The sequence below is a fragment of the Cupriavidus sp. GA3-3 genome (assembly GCF_000389805.1).
Classification (GTDB): domain Bacteria; phylum Pseudomonadota; class Gammaproteobacteria; order Burkholderiales; family Burkholderiaceae; genus Cupriavidus; species Cupriavidus necator_D.
In genome coordinates, this window is record NZ_KB944499.1 from 22545 (window position 1) to 39680 (window position 17136).

At 66.7% G+C, this 17136-nt stretch carries 13 protein-coding genes and 2 pseudogenes; 7 read left to right on the forward strand and 8 right to left on the reverse strand.

What is annotated here, in order from left to right; all coding sequences use genetic code 11:
• Positions 1–32: 32 nt before the first annotated feature.
• Positions 33–832 (reverse strand): annotated as a pseudogene (locus C265_RS31830) (LysR family transcriptional regulator).
• Here C265_RS31830 and C265_RS24110 point away from each other — a divergent pair.
• Both C265_RS24110 and C265_RS24115 read left to right on the forward strand, forming a co-directional pair.
• Positions 788–1231: pseudogene (locus C265_RS24110) on the forward strand (tripartite tricarboxylate transporter substrate-binding protein); the annotation flags it as partial. The pseudogenes C265_RS31830 and C265_RS24110 sit on opposite strands and share 45 nt — an antisense overlap.
• 154 nt (positions 1232–1385) lie before the next feature.
• Complete coding sequence (locus tag C265_RS24115) at positions 1386–1787, forward strand: hypothetical protein (protein WP_010809543.1); 402 nt, start codon at positions 1386–1388, stop codon at positions 1785–1787.
• A gap of 18 nt (positions 1788–1805) precedes the next feature.
• Here C265_RS24115 and C265_RS24120 read toward each other — a convergent pair whose 3' ends face one another.
• The 6 genes from C265_RS24120 to C265_RS24145 all read right to left on the reverse strand — a co-directional run bounded on the left by C265_RS24120 (position 1806) and on the right by C265_RS24145 (position 9450).
• Complete coding sequence (locus C265_RS24120; RefSeq protein ID WP_010809544.1) at positions 1806–2426, reverse strand: DUF2239 family protein; 621 nt, start codon at positions 2424–2426, stop codon at positions 1806–1808.
• Positions 2427–2507: 81 nt separating this feature from the next.
• Positions 2508–4121: an ABC-F family ATP-binding cassette domain-containing protein gene (locus tag C265_RS24125; RefSeq protein WP_010809545.1), complete on the reverse strand. Its 1614-nt coding sequence runs from the start codon at positions 4119–4121 to the stop codon at positions 2508–2510.
• Positions 4122–4302: 181 nt separating this feature from the next.
• Positions 4303–6081 (reverse strand): alkaline phosphatase family protein, encoded by a 1779-nt coding sequence (locus C265_RS24130; protein WP_371258377.1) that lies wholly within the window; start codon positions 6079–6081, stop codon positions 4303–4305.
• Positions 6082–6410: 329 nt separating this feature from the next.
• A complete protein-coding gene (locus C265_RS24135; protein ID WP_010809548.1) occupies positions 6411–7445 on the reverse strand; it encodes a Zn-dependent oxidoreductase in 1035 nt (344 codons plus the stop codon).
• Positions 7446–7457: 12 nt separating this feature from the next.
• Complete coding sequence (manD, locus tag C265_RS24140) at positions 7458–8666, reverse strand: D-mannonate dehydratase ManD (RefSeq protein WP_010809549.1); 1209 nt, start codon at positions 8664–8666, stop codon at positions 7458–7460.
• A 19-nt stretch (positions 8667–8685) separates the two neighbouring features.
• Entirely contained in the window at positions 8686–9450 is a 765-nt protein-coding gene (locus C265_RS24145) for a GntR family transcriptional regulator (RefSeq protein ID WP_010809550.1), read from the reverse strand.
• 161 nt (positions 9451–9611) lie between these two features.
• Here C265_RS24145 and C265_RS24150 point away from each other — a divergent pair, with 161 nt between their 5' ends.
• The 3 genes from C265_RS24150 to C265_RS24160 all read left to right on the forward strand — a co-directional run bounded on the left by C265_RS24150 (position 9612) and on the right by C265_RS24160 (position 14095).
• Complete coding sequence (locus C265_RS24150; RefSeq protein WP_010809551.1) at positions 9612–11108, forward strand: mannitol dehydrogenase family protein; 1497 nt, start codon at positions 9612–9614, stop codon at positions 11106–11108.
• Positions 11109–11144: 36 nt separating this feature from the next.
• Complete coding sequence (locus tag C265_RS24155) at positions 11145–12164, forward strand: TRAP transporter substrate-binding protein (protein ID WP_010809552.1); 1020 nt, start codon at positions 11145–11147, stop codon at positions 12162–12164.
• 62 nt (positions 12165–12226) lie between these two features.
• Positions 12227–14095, forward strand: coding sequence for a TRAP transporter large permease subunit (locus tag C265_RS24160; RefSeq protein ID WP_010809553.1), 1869 nt, complete (start codon positions 12227–12229; stop codon positions 14093–14095).
• A 79-nt stretch (positions 14096–14174) separates the two neighbouring features.
• Here C265_RS24160 and C265_RS31085 read toward each other — a convergent pair whose 3' ends face one another.
• Positions 14175–14711, reverse strand: coding sequence for a response regulator transcription factor (locus tag C265_RS31085; RefSeq protein ID WP_010809554.1), 537 nt, complete (start codon positions 14709–14711; stop codon positions 14175–14177).
• A gap of 450 nt (positions 14712–15161) precedes the next feature.
• On the opposite strand from C265_RS31085, the gene C265_RS24170 reads away from it, so the two are divergent.
• Positions 15162–16304: a hypothetical protein gene (locus C265_RS24170; RefSeq protein WP_010809555.1), complete on the forward strand. Its 1143-nt coding sequence runs from the start codon at positions 15162–15164 to the stop codon at positions 16302–16304.
• 36 nt (positions 16305–16340) lie between these two features.
• Positions 16341–17136 (forward strand): hypothetical protein (locus C265_RS24175; protein WP_010809556.1); only part of this gene is annotated, 796 nt, incomplete at its 3' end.

Genomic DNA, 17136 nt, shown 5'->3' on the forward strand with positions numbered 1-17136 from the left:
GAGCATAGACCGGATCGGCATTTGCTGCCGGATTACCCCTGCGCGCACGCGGCAGGCGGCTGGATGTCGCGTAGCACTTTACCGATCGAGGCCAGGAAGCGGCGCCCCGCCAATGGCAGCGGCGCCAGGCCGGAATGGGTCGCGCAGATTTCCAGGCCGACCGCGGGCAACACCGGCCGCACCGCCAGCGCCGCGCGCATGGCCGGCGTCACGCTCCACGCATCCACCAGCGCCAGCCCCAGGCCCTGCTGCACAAAGGCGCATGCCGTGACCGGCGAATGCACCTCGATGGCGGGGGCGCCGCTGTCGCTGTCGCCGAAGAAGCCGGCCAGCGCACGGCCCAGCGGCGTGTCGGGCGGATAGCCGATCCACGCGCTGCCGGCAACATCCTCCGGCGTCACCACCTCGCGGCCTGCGAGCGGATGGTCCGGCGGCAACACGCACAGCATCGGCTGGCGCCCGAGCAGCGTGGACGACAGCGTCGGATGCCCCGCCGGCACCATCGACACGCCGACATCGGCCCGACCGCTCAGGAAAATGCCGACCAGTTCGTCGAAGGTGACGCTGCGGTAGTCGACGCGCGTGGGCACGCCGCAGCCAGGTCGTTGACGCGCTGTACGCCGCTATAGACCTGCTCGACCTCGGCAAACAGGCGCCGCGCTTCCGGCGTCGGCAACAGCTTGCCGCACGCGCGCTCGAACAAGGGGTAGCCGAGCCGGCTTTCGGTCAGCGCCAGCACCCGGTTGACCGCGGGCTGCGACACATGCAGCATGCGTCCGGCACCACTGATGTCGCCTTTATCCCGTACAACGGCGGCCCCGCCGCGCTGCAGGACCTGAAGGGCGGCCGGCTCGACTTCATGTTCAGCAATACCTCCGAGGCCATGCCGCTGATCCGCGGCGGCAAGGTGCGGCCGCTGGCCGTCAGCAGCCTGAAACGCCTTGCGCTGCTGCCCGAGGTGCCGACGCTCGACGAGTCCGGGCTGAAGGGCTACGAGACCGTGGCCTGGGGCGGTGTGGTCGCGCCGCGCGGCACGCCGGCGCCGGTGGTCGACAGGATCAACGCCGCGCTGCAAGCTGCGCTGCAGGCGCCGGACGTGCGCAAGGGCCTGGCCGCGCTGGGCGCCGAGCCTGCCGGCGGCTCGCCCGCGCAGTTCCGGCAGCTGATCGATGCCGAGACCGCCAAGTGGCGTGCCCTGATTACGTCGGCCCATATCGAGCAGCTGGACTGAACCATGCCCGCGCAACCAGACATTGCCAGAGGGAAGACCTGAGGGCCTGCGGGAAAGATGGCGTGCCCGCAACGGGCAACCGGCGACCGGCAACCTGAATTAACATATCCGGTCATCGTCCCCGCTATCTTGCGGCCTTGTGGCCGCGCCCCACATGAACGCGCCGTTCCCTCTTCGCACGGAATGCCCGCCCGGCGCCTGTATCTGCGGGCGCGAAGCCTTGCTGAGTGACCCCAACGCCGACCTGCGCGTGCTGCGGCTCACCCGGGCCGAGGAAAAGCGGCTGGTCGAACGGCTTGAGCGCCTGACCAGCCTGGCTGAATTGCAGCGCATGGAAAGCCTGATGCAGACCCAGCTGGGCATCGTGCTCACCATCACCCCCAGCGCGCGCGGCGTGCGCACGGTACGCGGCATCAGCATCCAGGTGCAGGAGCAGCCCGGCCTGTGCCGCAAGATCCGCCAGTCGATCCCAGCCGCCATCCGCCGCAGCATGGAAGAGCATCCCGAGATCGCCTATGCGATCGTGGATGCGCATGACCTGCTGGGCGGCATCTGACCAGGCCCGCGGAGCCGTTCAGGCGTTGCTGTCCGCAAGGCGCATCGCGTGTTCGCGGATATCCGCCGGCCATGCCTCGAGCCGCTGCGCAAAGCCCGCCACATCGCCCGCGAACAAGGCCCGCGTGGCTTCCTCGAAGCCGGGCAAATCTCCCGCCATCGCCACCATGAAGTGGTAGGCCCGTTCGCTGGCGCGGCGGCTGCGGTCCTTGTCCGCGTGGTCCCGGCGCGCCTGCTCGACCAGCTTGCGCAGGGCCACCGATGCCCCGCCTGGCTGGGCGGCCAGCCATTGCCAATGGCGCGGCAGCAGCGTCACCTCGCGCGACACCACGCCAAGCTTCGGGCGCCCGCGGCCCCGGGGCTCGGCCACGTCCGCTGCTTCGTCGTTGTCGCCGGCTGGCTGCCGCACGGATTCGAGCTGCGCGGCGCGCTCTGCCGTGCGCTCAAGTACGGCGGCCTCCGTCCCGCTCGTATCCAGGTCGATCGAGCGCCCGGTGCCGTCGTCGAAAACCAGCACGGGTCCGCCCGCGCCGGCTTCCAGCGCACGCTTGAGCGCCAGCGCATTGGCTTGCAGCGGGCCCGTGGCGATACGCCGGTGGCCGTCGAAGGTGGTGTAGCTGTGAAGCGTTGCGTTGGTCATGCGGATGCCCCTGGGAGACGATTTCCGAATATTACCCGGATAAAATACGATGTCAATATCATCCGGGTATAAATAGACCGCCTACCAGGGTTCCAGCTTCCACCCGTCCGGCGTTGCCGCCAGGCGATGGGTCAGCCCCAGGCTGCCCATGAACACATCGTCGTGGGACACCACCACCAATGCGCCCTGATAGCCGCGCAGCATCGTCTCCACCGCCTGCACGGACGGCAGGTCCAGGTGGTTGCCGGGTTCATCGAACAACAACAGCTGTGCCGGCGGATCGGCATACAAGGTACAAGCCAGCGCGGCCTTCAGGCGCTCGCCGCCGCTGAGCAGGCCGCTGGGCGCGGTGGCCTTCTGCGCATCGAGATCCAGCAGCGCCAGCCGCGTGCGCAATGCCGCCTCCCCGGCGGTGTGGTTGGCGGCCAGCATCTGTTCGATGGTTGAGCGCTGCGGCAGCAGGCCGGCCAGTTGCTGGTCGAGATAGGCGCGCTCGGCATGCACCGCGCAGCGGCCGGCAAGCGGCTGCAACTGGCCGGCCAGCAGCTTGAGCAAGGTGGATTTGCCGCAGCCATTGGGGCCGACGACGCCCACGCGCTGCTGGCCCGTCAGCATCAGGCTGATGCGGCGCGTGGCGGCCGGCACGAACGGCAGGTCGACCTCGTCCAGTTCAGCCACGCGGCGTTGCGCGGCCTGACTGACAGGCAACGCGAGCAATACGATCGCGGCATCGTCCTCCACCTGTTGCGCGGCGTCGCGCACGCGCGCATCGAGCGCTTCGCGCGTGGCGGCCTGCTGCAGGCGCAGCCTGCCCGCCGAGGCCTGGCTGCGCTCCTTCTGCCGGCCCAGCAGGATGCTGGCCTGGTTGGCATCGCGCGCCTGCCGGTTGCCACGGGCCTGCCGCCGCTCCTGGCGCTCACGCTGCGCACGCAGCGACTGCTCTTCCCGCTTGCGTTCGAGCTTGCGCTGATCCAGCTGCTGCAAGGCGTTCTCGCGCTCCTGCGCCTTGCATTGCGCATAGAACGAATAGCCGCCGCCATAACTGCGCAGTCCGAGCGACGACAGCTCGACGATGCGCGCCATGCCCTCAAGCAACTGCCGGTCATGGCTGACCACCAGCAGGCCGCGCTGCCAGCGTTGCAGTTGCGCGATCAGCGCCAGCCGGTTCGGCCGGTCCAGATGATTGCTGGGTTCGTCGAGGATCAGGAAATCGGCATCCGACAGCAACGCACCGATCAGTGCCACGCGCATGGCTTCGCCGCCGCTCAGGGTGCTCGCCGGGGTGTGCGCCTGGAGGTGGCCCAGGCCATTGCGCTCCAGCTCCTGCCGCAACCGTTGCGGCATGTTCCAGTGCTCGCCGACGTCATCGAAGTCTTGCGCCGCGGCGCTGCCGGCCTCGATGCGCTGCAGCGCATCCAGCATCGATTGCACGCCAGCCAGCCCGGCCACCGACGTCTGCACGGCATGCGCGGCCTGCTGGGACAGGTAATGCACGCTGCCCGACCGCACGCAACGCCCCGCGGAGGGCTCCAGCTCCCCGCCCAGGATGCGCGCCAGCACGGACTTGCCGATACCGTTGCGCCCGACCAGGCCGGTGGGACGATCGTCGAATTGCTCGGACAGTTCAGAGAAGAGCGTCCGGCCGTCGGGCAGGACGTAGGAAACGCTTTCCAGCGTCAGCTTGGGATTTGACATGCGGGATTCCAGGGATGCCAGGAACTCCCCCTGCTTGGGGGCGGTGGAGACTGGCCGTCATGCAGACGGCGGCATCAATGGCGCATGGTATGAATCCTCCGCGGATGGGGTTTGAATCGGCGAGGCATGGGCACGCATGCCTGAGCACACCGCCCCGCCCTACTCTCTGACTCGATCCAGATTATAAGTTCACCGGGTCGGTAGCCAGCAGGTGATTGGTGAACGCCGCCTTGGTCTCGCACCGCCACGTCGCCCACAGCTTGCAGCCGTTCGGGTTGTCCGTGCCCCGGTCCAACTCGATCGCAAGCCAGTTCCTGGCCGGCATCACGTACCGGTTGGATCCGGGGAAGAGCATCATTTCCGCGGACAGGTTGACATCAAGCGCCTGCTTCGACTGAGCGACGTTGTTCAGCACATGGAAGAACAGACGCTCCATGACCCCGACCAGCGAGGGATGCACCACGGCAGTACTGGTCAGCTGCTGTATCTGCGCCCAGTTGTCCTTCGGCCCCACATCTTTCCTGCAGGCGACACCCCAGGCCGCGACATGGACATCGCCAGAGATGATCGTGACCCGCAGCTGCTTCTGGCTGGCGGTCTTGAGCAAGGTCTCCACCAGGCGCTTCCTCTCGCCCTCGTGGTCGTCGTGGGTCCAGTGGTCCTTGAGGTCATCGGCACTGCTGTCGAGCACATGATCCTGGCCAAAGTTGTCCAGGAAGGCTTCGGCCAGCGACAGCTTGGGATGCACCACGGGCACGGAAGACATCAGCAGCAGATGCTGGCAATTGATGCCACCGGGGCTGGCGGCATCGCCCGACTCGATCCCCGACAGCCACCGCTGCAGTGCGCCCCAGGTACCGGGTCCAAGCACCTGTTCCTGGGATCGTTCGGTCCTCAGGTCGGCAACGATCACGCTGACTGGGCCAGCCGAATGCGCGAACGTGAACCCCGGCTGCTCGTCCAGCAACGGCAGCGCAAGCTTGTCGCCGGACAGCACCTGAGACCACTTGACCGGTTCGAACAATGGATCGTCAGACCGGACCCTGACGTCAGTGCGCGGCACCAGGTCGGGAAGCTGCTCGACAGCATGCTGCATCTGGAACACCCAGAAGGCCCGGCGCGCATGGAAGAACAGCCGCTGGAACAACGGACTGCGCTGCATCTCGGAGCTATAGGAACCCCAGCCGTCGAAGATGTCATGGTCATCCCACATCATCACCGTGGGGATCCGTGCCATGGCCTGGGCAGCATCGAGCGGCTTGTCTGCGCTACCCCACCCTGACCTTGCATGAGGCAGCCAGCGCTCGCTGTAGTGCTTGAAATAGTAGTCCTCGATTTCCTTCTCGAGGTCAGCGTCCACCGGGTACTGCAGCTGCTCCTCGCGCGTCAACCCGATCCAGCGCTTCAGCAGCTTGAGGTCTTCCCAGATCGAATCGAAGTAGATCTGGTCGCCGCCCATCAGCATCAGATGGAAGCGCTGGTTGCCCTGGTCATGGGTACGCGCCTCGTGCCAGAGCTGCTCCTTGTCCAGCTCATAGCCTGCCGGACGGATGTCCTTGTCGTGGTTGCACAGCAAGTCCGCCCAAACCGCATTCTCAGCCTTGACCAGCTTGCGCATGCCGCTCGGGTCGGAGAATCCGTTGCACGAAACATAGGCCATGCGCGGCGCGTAGCCCTTGCCGGGCACGGTAAAGTGCCACGCTTCCCCGACACCTTCGATGCTGTACGGTACCCGCCGTTCGTTCTTGCGCAGCTTGCAGGACAAGTCGTAGCGCAGATAGGTGTGGCCCGCATGCTGCAGCAGGATCACCGGCTTGCCGGCCTTGCGGCCCTCCACGGTGACCGGAGGAACCCTGGCTTGATCTTCGATGCCGATGAGCACCGTCACCCTCCATGAGCCATCCGTTCCGAGGCCACGAAACGACAGCACGGGTCCGAGCAGTAGCTTGCTCATTGCGATGGTCTCCCTTTGGTCACCATTTGTTGTTCAGCCGCGGGCTGCGCTGGCGCGATCGCCGCACAAAGCCTGGCGCCGCAATGGGACGCCGGCCCTGCCGGGGACATAAGGTGAACGAAGAGAGAATGCGCGTCAAGCGCCACCTGCTGATTACGCAAGGGTCGTCGACGCTTCAGACACCCCGCCCTGTGAGCCGCGCCAACGTCTGTTCCAGCTCGCGACGATCCGCCTGCCGCTTGGCGGCCGAACGCTGGACCAGGTTATGCAAGTTGCGCCGTACGCCCGGCAACTCACCTGCGTGAGGAAGCCCGATGAGCCCGAAATCCGCCATGTCAGCCACCATGGCCAAAGTCAAGCAGCACCTTGCAGCATTTGCCCGGATTGCCCTCGGCCAGTGCAAACGCGCCGGCAATATCGCGGAAATCGACGTGGTGCGTGACAATTTTCCCGGGATTGACCAGGCCTTTCGCGATCCAGTCAATCACCGTCGGGAACATCGCGCAGTTAAGCCGCGAGGCATACAGCGTCAATTCCTTCCTGGTGAGTTCCTGCTGCGGGATCGCCGATGGCGTCGGTGAAAAGCCCAATACCCCGATACGCCCGGCCGGTGCCGCAATGCGCACGGCCTCCTCCAGGATGGCCGGATGGCATACGGCATCGAAGATCAGTGTCGGACCGCCTTCCACGCCTCGCGCCGCCAGCGCCTGTTCGAGGGGCTCGCGCGCGGTGTTGATGACTTCGTCCTCTCCCGCACCGCATTGCCGCGCTAGCGCCAGGCGCTCGTCGAGGTGATCCGTGATGAAGGCGCGGATGCCATGGACGCGCTTGAGTACCTGCATCAGGTTGAGCCCGACCGGCCCCGCGCCATAGATCAATGCCACATCCTGCGCAAGCACGCCGGTGCGGTGCGTGACATTGGCAGCCACGGCAAACGGCTCGATCACCGAAGCGCTGGCTTCGGGCATGCCGTCCGGAATCACATAGGCATTGCCGGCCGGCACGCAGGCGTACTCGCTGAAGCCTCCGTCGCGATGCACCCCGATCACCTGGAGCCGGCTGCACACGTTCTGGCGGCCGATCCGGCATGCGTGGCATTGTCCGCAACTGATGACCGGATCCGCCACCACGCGCTGGCCGATGCGCGACGCATCCACCCCGGCACCCACGGCATCGATGGTGCCGACGAACTCGTGGCCGATGACGCGCGGATACGCCACGAACGGATTGTGACCGCGGAAGATATGCAGGTCGGAACCGCAGATGCCGGCATAGCGCACGCGTACGCGCACCTCGCCGGCAGCGGGCTCCGGCATTGGCCGCTCGCATACGGCCATGCTGTTGGGTTCTTCGACAACAATGCTAAGCATCGGAAACTCCGGCTACCAGTGCCACATCGCGCCATCCGCCAGCCGCGCAACCGGCAGGTAGGCACGTTCGTAGGGATACTTTGCGGCCAGTGCTTCGTCGATATCGACACCAAGGCCCGGCACCTCGTCCATGACCAGGTAGCCGTCTTCAAAGCGGTAGTTGTGGGGAAAGACCGCATCAGTCAGTTCGCTGTGCGGCATCAGTTCCTGGATGCCGAAGTTGGGCGCCCACAGCCCGAAGTTGACCGCGGCCGCCATGCACACCGGCGACAGGTCGGTCGCCCCATGGAACCCAGTACGCACCTGGTACATGGCCGCAAAATCCGCGATGCGCCGCACATGGGTGATGCCGCCCGCGTGCACGATGGTGGCGCGGATGTAGTCGACCAGTTGCTCGCTGATCAGCGTCTTGCAGTCCCAGACCGAGTTGAAGACTTCCCCCACGGCCAGCGGCGTGGTGGTGTGCTGGCGGATCAGCCGGAACGCCTCCTGGTTCTCTGCCGGCGTGGCGTCTTCCAGCCAGAACAGGCTGAAGGGCTCTAGCGCCTTGCCGAGCCGCGCGGCCTCGATCGGCGTCAGGCGATGGTGGGCGTCGTGCAGCAGGTGGGGCCCGAAACCCACGGCGTCGCGCACCTTGCGGAACAGTTCAGGCGTATGGCGCAGGTAGAGCGAAGTATCCCAGGGCTCTTCCGACGGCAGGCCTTTCTCGGCGGGCTCGTAATGCCCGCCACCCTTGCCCACGCCATACACCTTGCCCAGGCCGGGCACGCCGGACTGCACGCGGATGGCCTTGTAGCCCTGCTCCACATGACGCTGCACGGCCTCCACGGCCTCGGCGTGGTCGCGCCCGTTGGCATGGCCATACACCATCAGCCCCCACCGGCTTCTGCCGCCCAGCAACTGGTACACCGGCATGCCGGCCAGCTTGCCCTTGATATCCCACAAGGCCATGTCGATGGCTGCGATGGCGGTCATCGTGACCGGGCCGCGGCGCCAGTAGGCGCCGCGATACAGGTATTGCCAGATGTCCTCGAGGTTGCGGGGATCGCGCCCGATCAGGCATGGAATCACGTGCTCGTCCAGATAGGCCTGGACCGCCAGTTCCCGCCCGTTGAGCGTAGCATCGCCCAGGCCATGGACGCCTTCATCCGTCATCACCTTGACCGTGACAAAGTTGCGCCCCGGACAGGTGACAATGGTTTGTACCGATTCGATCTTCAAGTCGCCTTCCCCCGCGAGGTCAGTCAGTGAAATAGCTCTCCGGCGCCTGCTTGCGCAACGCCTGGAGGTGCTCGGTGATGTGGTTGATATGCGAAGCGACGCTGGCCCCGAGGCCCGCGACATCGCGTGCCGCCATCTGCGCCAGCATCTGCTCGTGCTCCTGCAGCGCGCGGCTGGCGTGGTCGGCCACCCGGCCCAGCAGCAGCCAGCGCACCCGGTCGAAATGCCGCTTGATGGGCTCGAGCATGGCCCAGACGTTGTGCCGGCCCGCAAACTCGAACAGCCTGCGGTGCATCAGCTCATCCAGCTCCGAGAACAAGTCGGTCTGGTTGCCGGCGACGGCGGCGCGCTGGCGCTCGACGATGCTGCCGAACTCCGCCAGTTGCTCGCTCGTGATGGACAGCGCCAGCTGCACGTGATTGGCGCATTCCAGCGTGCAGCGCACGAAGCGTCCCTCTTCGATCAGCGAAGTGCGCACCGGCGCAACGATGGTGCCGACCTGCCGGTAGATCAGCACCAGCTGCTCGTCTGCCAGCATGGCCAGCGCTTCACGTACCGGCGTGCGGCTGACCTCGATTGCCTGGGAGATCGCCGCCTCCGACAGCGCCATGCGCGGGGGCAGCGTGCCGCGCACGATGGCTCGCTGCAACATCGCATGGACCTGGGCGGTGTAGGAGCGGTCCTTTTCCAGCTGGAATCCAGCCAGCGCACGGGTCAGGACCTCTTCGGCATTGAAGGCTTCCTGGGAATTTTCGCGGACAAGCGAGATACGGGAGGCGCGCATTTGGGGTCGGTTATTTGAGTGTCACTGCCATGGTAGCACGTCGCCATTTTCCCAATCGTTCGGCGTAAACCCGCATGGATTCGCCAAATACTCGCGACTACAGTGCACAACACCGCCGCACTACCATGGCAGTAACCAGAGAAATGTGATCCTATATCGATATGCAGCCCATTTCCGCCACGGCAGCACGCCATCAGCGCCTCTCACAAGAAGCCCTTCTCAAGGTGCGTGCCGGGGTCGAGCGTCCTCGCTACGATCGCTCCGGCCTGGGCCGGGGCATCGTGCATCTGGGTCTGGGTGCATTCCACCGCGCCCACCAGGCGCTGTACACCGAAGCCGCCCTGGCGCAGGGCGATACCCGGTGGGGAATCATCGGCGTCAGCTTGCGCAGCCCCGCCACGGGCAACACGCTGCAAGCCCAGGACCATCTCTATTCGGTCACCGAGCGTCATGGCGATGCCAGCCACACACGGATCGTCGGTGCCGTCGTTGCGTCGCTGTATGCGCCACAGGCCCTGAAGCAGGTAATCGACGCCATCGCTGACCCGGCGGTCAGCGTCGTCACCAGCACCGTGACCGAGAAGGGTTACAGCCAGCTCCCGTCAACGACCGGGCTCGACCTCGGCGATGAAGACATCCGCCACGACCTGGCCAACCCGGAGCGCCCCCGCAGCACCCTCGGCATCCTTGCGGCGGGCATACGCCGCCGGCCGCGCGGCGCCCCGCTCAGCGTGGTGTGCTGCGACAACATGGCGGGCAACGGCGACACCTTGCGTCGGCTGCTTGCACAGTTCGCGGAACTGTCCGATCCAAACCTGCCACGGCGCATCGAGGACGAGATCGCACTGCCCAATTCAATGGTCGACCGGATCGTGCCGGCCGCCAGCACAGCATCGCTCGACCTGGCCAGCCGGCTGCTCGGCGTGCGCGACGAAGCCGCCGTCGTGTGCGAGCCCTTCACGCAATGGGTCATCGAAGACCGTTTCGCGGGACCACGGCCCGCATGGGAAGCCGGTGGCGCGCTGCTGACGACCGATGTCCGGCCTTACCAGGCGATGAAGCTGCGCCTGCTCAACGGCACCCATTCGGCAATGGCCTATGCCGGTCAGCTTGGCGGATTTTCCAGCATCGCAGACGTCATGGCGAATCCCGCTGCCGCCGCATTCGCGCGGGGCGTAATGCAAGACTTGCGCGCCACTGTTGCGGCGCCGCCAGGCTATGACGTCGACCGCTACTGTCGCGAACTGCTGCATCGCTTCGAGAATACCGCCCTCGCCCACCTGACCGCACAGATCGCGACGGATGGCACGCAGAAGATCCCCGTGCGCTGGCTGCCCGCCTTGCGCGAAAGCTGCAGCGCGGGCGTCGAACGGCCATTCCTTGAGCGTGCGCTGGCGATGTGGCTGCATTACCTGCGAACCGGCCGCAGCGACTGCGGCGAGGTACTTGCGATCAGCGACCCCGGCGCCGCGGCATTGGCCGATCGCCTGCGCAGCGCAGGCTGCGACGCCGATGCCGCGCGCCAGGCGCTCGGCCATGCCGCCGTCTTTGGCACCACGCCGTGGCCCGCGCCCCTTGCCGCCCGCCTTGCCGCTTACCTGGCGGCACTGGCAAACCGCGGCGCGGCGGCATTGCTGTCCATGCCGCCGCGCCAATAAGGCGCCAGATCTTTCAATACAGGAGCACACATCACCATGACCTTCTCCCTGACACGCCGCCAGTTCGGCGCCCTGGCCGCAGGCAGTCTCGCGCTTGCATTGCCGGTACGCCACGGCCTTGCCCAGGGCGCCGGCATCCGGCTCAAGTACGGCACGGCGTTTCCTGCGGACCATCCGGGCACACTGCGCATCAAGGAAGCCGCGGAGGCCATCCGCAAGGACACCGGCGGCAAGGTGGATCTCCAGGTGTATCCCGCCAGCCAGTTGGGCAGCGAGCCCGACATGATCTCGCAGACCCGCGCCGGAGCCATGGATTTCATGTCCACTGCCGGCACCAACCTGCAGACGCTGGTGCCGACCGCCGGCATCAACGGTGTCGCCTTTGCCTTCAAGGACTACGCCACGGTCTGGGCGGCCATGGATGGCGACGTCGGCGCGCACGTGCGGGCAGCGCTGGGCAAGGTCAACCTGCACGTGTTTGAAAAGTGCCTGGACAACGGCTACCGCAATATCACCTCGGCCAGCCGGCCGGTTCAGACCCCTGCGGACCTGAAGGGCTTCAAGATCCGCGTTCCCGGCATCCCGCTCTGGATCTCGATGTTCAAGGCGCTTGGCGCCGCGCCGACCGCCATTCCGTTCGGCGAGCTCTACTCCGCGCTGCAGACGCGGGTGGTGGACGGCCAGGAAAACCCGCTCGCCCTGATCCGCAGCGCCAAGCTGTACGAAGTCCAGAAGTTCTGCTCGCTTACCGCGCATACCTGGGATGGCCACTTCATCTTCGGCAACGCCAGGAAATTCCAGGCGCTGCCCAAGGAAGTGCAGGCGACCATCGCCACCCATTTCGACAGCGCGGCGCTGCGCCAGCGCGAAGACATCGCCAGGCTGAATGTCGATGCGCAGGCGGAACTGGGCAAGCTCGGCATCGCGCTGAACCGGCCCGATCCCGCGCCCTTCCGCCAGTTGCTGCAAAGCGCGGGCTTCTACACCGAGTGGAAGAAGAAGTACGGCGAGGAAGCCTGGGCCAAGCTCGAGAAATACGCGGGCCGCCTGGCCTGACGCCATACCACCAGACTGAACGAGAAGCCGCGCCTCAGCGCGTGCCGAATGGAGACACGACGATGGAGCACACTGCCGAAACCTTCGCTGGCGCACCGCAGGAACCAGGCGCCGCCCTTGCCGTGTGGGGCCGCGCCATGCGCTGGGTCGTGGAGATTCCGGCCGCGCTGATCGTGCTTGCCGAGATCGCCATCCTGGGCGGTGGCGCCTTCGCGCGCTATGTCCTGCATGCGCCGATCCCCTGGACCGATGAACTGGCCAGCATCCTGTTCCTCTGGCTGGCGATGCTGGGCGCCATCATTGCGCTGCAGCGCAGCGCGCATATGCAGCTGACCACCTTCATCAAGGACCTGGCGCCGGGCAGGCGCGCGTGGCTCGATGCCTTTGGCATGTGGCTGGTGGTGGCGTTCCTGCTGATGCTGGTCTGGCCGGCCTACGAGCACCTGAGTGAACACATCGAAGTCTCGTCGCCAACGCTGGAGATCAGCGAGGGCTATCGCTCCGCGGCGGTGCTCGCCGGCGCGCTGCTGATGCTGGCGACGGCCGTCATCCGGCTGGTCGCGCAGGCCGACTGTAAACGGGTTCTCGTCAGCGGCGTGGCGGTAGGCGTAATCGGGGCAATCTTGTGGGCCTTGTCCCCGGTGCTGGCAGAACTCGGCAACATCAACCTGGTGATCTTCTTCCTGCTGGTGCTGGTGGTATGCGTCGCCATTGGCGTGCCGATCGCCTTTGCCTTCGGCCTGGCCACCATGTGCTACCTGGCCTTCACCACCACGACCCCGCTGTCGATCGTCCCGAACCGCATGCAGGAAGGCATGTCGCACCTGATCCTGCTCGCCGTGCCGCTCTTTGTCTTCCTGGGCGCGCTGATCGAGATGACCGGACTGGCGCGCGCCATGATCAGTTTCCTCGCCAACCTGATCGGGCATGTGCGCGGCGGCCTGCAGTACGTGCTGCTCGGCGCGATGTATATCGTGTCCGGCATCTCCGGCGCAAAGGCAGCCGACATGGCAGCGGTCGCGCCCGCGCTGTTCCCGGAAATGAAGCAGCGCGGCGCCAGGGACGGTGACCTGATCGGATTGTTGTCGGCGTCCGGCGCGATGTCCGAAACGATCCCGCCCAGCATCGTGCTGATCACGGTGGGATCGGTCACCGGTGTGTCGATCACCTCGCTCTTCATCGGCGGCCTGATGCCTGCGGCCGTGGGCCTGGTCATGATGGCCTGCGTAGTCTGGTTCCAGACGCGCAAGGAAGACATGAGCACGGTGGTACGCCCTACGCGCGCCGTGATCGTGAAATCGCTGCTGGTGGCCCTGCCGGCCCTGGCCTTGCCCGTGATCATCCGCACCGCGGTAGTGGAAAGCGTGGCCACCGCGACCGAAGTGTCCACCATCGGCATCTTCTACGCAGTGCTCGCCGGCATCTTCGTCTACCGGCGCTTCCACTGGCGCAGCATCTACCCGATGCTGGTCGATACCGCTGCGCTGTCCGGCGCGATCCTGCTGATCGTCGGCTGCGCCACCACAATGGCGTGGGCGCTGACGCAATCGGGCTTCGCCGACGACCTGGTGAAGATCATGTCCGCCGTGCCGGGCGGCAAGACCGGATTCCTGCTGGTGTCGGCGCTGGCATTCGTCCTGCTCGGCAGCCTGCTTGAAGGCATCCCGGCCATAGTGCTGTTCGGCCCGCTTCTGTTCCCGATCGCAAAGATCGTCGGCGTGCATGAAGTCCACTACGCCATGGTGGTGATCTTCGCCATGGGCCTGGGCCTGTTTGCGCCACCGTTCGGCGTCGGCTTCTACGCGGCTTGCGCCATCGGGCGGGTCTCGCCTGACGTGGCCATGCCGCGGGTCTGGCCGCACATGGCGGCGCTGCTGGTGGCTTTGCTGCTGCTGACACTGGTGCCTTGGTTCTCGATCGGGTTCCTGTGAATGCAGTCTTTCGTGCACCCGTCGATGTCTGCCTGAAAAATCGTGTCGTTCCTTCCGGTTAGCCGATACCGGACCGCTGTCAGGTTTGGGCGCCGTCCGCGCCTCCAGCGCATGCCTGCATATAGCAGAACACCATCGCCGCGCGCGATCGGACACCGAGTTTGCAGTAGATCGTCTTGAGATACGAGCGGACGGTAAATTCGCTGATATGAAGCCGGCCCGCGATCTGCTTAGTCAAATAGCCCATGCAGACGAGTTGCACGATCTGCAGTTCGCGCACGGTCAACACGCTTCGCACATCGGGGACGGCGGGACGCGGCTCGCCGGCCGGCAGCGGCGCGGCCGCCGGCACGGCCACCGGATCAGCGATCAGGGCGTAATAGTTCCCCTCGAACTCGAACTGGGTAATCTCGCCTTCCCCGTACGCCCCCCCGCGTGGCGCACGCAGGCCGCCTACCTGCAGCAACCGACATCGCCGGCCGCCCAGTTCGACCTCGCAGACCTCTCTCCCCCAACTGCCCGACCGGATTGCCGCCGCCCCGTACCCGGCCGTGGGCGAATCCCCTAATGCGCTGTACGGTGCCAGCAGCGCGCCCCGGCGGAATCTGTGAAGCATGGTTTTTCCTTCTTGTCGTTCCGCCTGGCAACACGACGACGAGCGAACGGCACGCCGGATGCCCGCATGACGGCACAGCTCAACTGCCGGCTTCGAGTCCGCATTCGTATCCATGCGCGCTGACAGCGTTCCCCTGAGTCAGGCTGCAGTGCCCCCGCTGCACTTTTCCCTGACACAGGCCGCTCGAAACTTCTTTGTTTTGGCATATGGCCGGTGACTTTGCAAGGAAAAAGCGAGAGCGCAAGCAGGCTACCCCATTCCGGCTACGGCAAGGCGGCACGCCCCGCCTTGCGGGCCCGTTGTGCCGTACCCCGATGCGCCGGTCCTGTCGCGCCCGGCCGGTCGCGCGAATCCCGCCGTGCCAGAGGCATCGGGCGATGCGGCGGGCACCTCGCCGCATCTAGAGTGGCCATGACAGCGGCATGACACACGGCCGCGTGGAGGCATGCGATGAGCGACCAATTCGACAATGACCTGATGGAAGACCTCAGTTTGGACGAATACGCCAGTAGCACGGACTACGGCGACACGGCCGACGACGCCGCCGATCATGCCGCGCTGCAATCGGGCTTGGCGCGGACCGCGTCCCCGTTTGACGAGGACGGGGGCGACGATGCTTTCACGGACGAGACAGATTCGGCCGATATGGCGGCCGCGCAAGACACCGACATCGGCGACCACATCGACCAGATGGCCGTATGGAACGCCTTCGAGGAAGAAGTAGCCGACGGCCTCGACGCCGCCGACGACGACGAATTTCTCGGCCGCCTGCTGGGCGGCCTCGGCCGCGCGGCCGGGGTGATAAGCCGCCAGGCCGGACGCATGCAGGGCGTCGCACGAAGGGCGGGCCGCGTGGCGGGACAGGTGGGCCGGGTGGCGCAGGCTGCTTCCCCCACCGCCAACGCGGCGGCCGCCCTTGCGCGCATGCTGGGCGCGCCGAACCTTGCGCGCGGCCTGCAAACCGCTGGCCGCCTTGCCGGGGACGTCAGCCACGCGGCGCGCCAGGCGCGCCGGCAGGCGGGCGCCCTCGGCACCCTTGGCGGCGGCACTCAGGACATGCTCGCGCAGATCAGCCAACTGCTCGCCTCGCAGGCCAGCGCGAGCCAGGGCATGGACGCGATGATCGATCTCTATGCCAACGACGGCATCGACGAGGCCCTGCCCGCAGCGGTGGCGCTCGCCACGCGAGCCGCCGCGCGCGGACTCGGCCTGTCAAATGTGGCGCAACTATCGGCCGCGGGCCGGCGGCAACTCGTGCGCGGCGTCGCCAGCGCGGCACGCGAACTGGTGCGCGCAGGCGGACCCGGGGCCACACGCGCCCTGGCACCGCTGGCGCGCGCCGCCACCCGCGTCGCACGCCAACGCCAGCAACCGCCGAACCAGGCCGCGCGGGCGCTGCACCGTGGGCTGCCCCAGGCCGCGCGCCGCGTCGTCGCCAATCCCCGCATGCTCGATCGCCTGGCGCAACCCGCTCCCCCTGGGCCGATGGCCCGCCCCACAGGCATCGGCCGCGGCGTGCGCACCATCCGGCCGAGAAGACCCCGGACCTTCCACTTCGGCGGACCTGTGACGCTGACGGTCGCACCCCGCTGAGCCAATCAACTTGAGCCGCACACCAAGGAGCACACCATGGACCGATTCGAGGCCGATGTAATGGACGAGCTGATGGATGAAGCCGCCGAGGGCCCCACTCGAGGCAGCGCGATGGACCTGATGCACGACGACGGGTACGACGAATCCGACGAGGGCAACGACAGCTACGACGAATGGGATGAAGGCGAGGACAACTTCGTCGGCCGCGTGCTCGCAGGCGGCGCGACCCAGTATGACGAAGGCGAGGACGAGGGCGATACCTACGAGGACGTGGACGGCATCGACTCCGTCGACGAATACGAGGCCGCCTACGACGAACTGGACGGCATGGAGGACGCCGTGGCCGATGCCATGGAAGCCGGTGACGCCGACGAGTTCTTCCGCCGCCTGCGGCGCATGGCGAGCGGCGCGGTCAATGTCGCGCGCCGCGTGGGGCAAGGCATTGGGCAGGCCGCGCGTGTGGTGGGACCGATCGCCAGCATGATTCCTCTTCCACAAGCACAGTTGATCGGGCGCATCGCCAATGTGGCCGGGCGCATGCTCGCCGACGGCGCCGACGAGTATGAGACCTTCGACGAACTGGTGGATGGACTCGACGAGGATGCGATCGACGCCGCCGCGCCGGTGCTGGCCGGCATGGTACTCCGCCGCGCCCTCCCCTCGGTCGCGCGCGCCGCGCCCGCCGTGCGTCGCGCCGCGGTGCGCGGCGTGGCCCAGGCGGTGCGAACGGCCACCCGCACCAGCGGCGCCCCCGCGGCACGCGCGGTTGCACGCGCGGTGCGCGCCACGCAACGCACAGTGCAGGCGCGCCAGCTGCCGCCGCGCGCCGCTG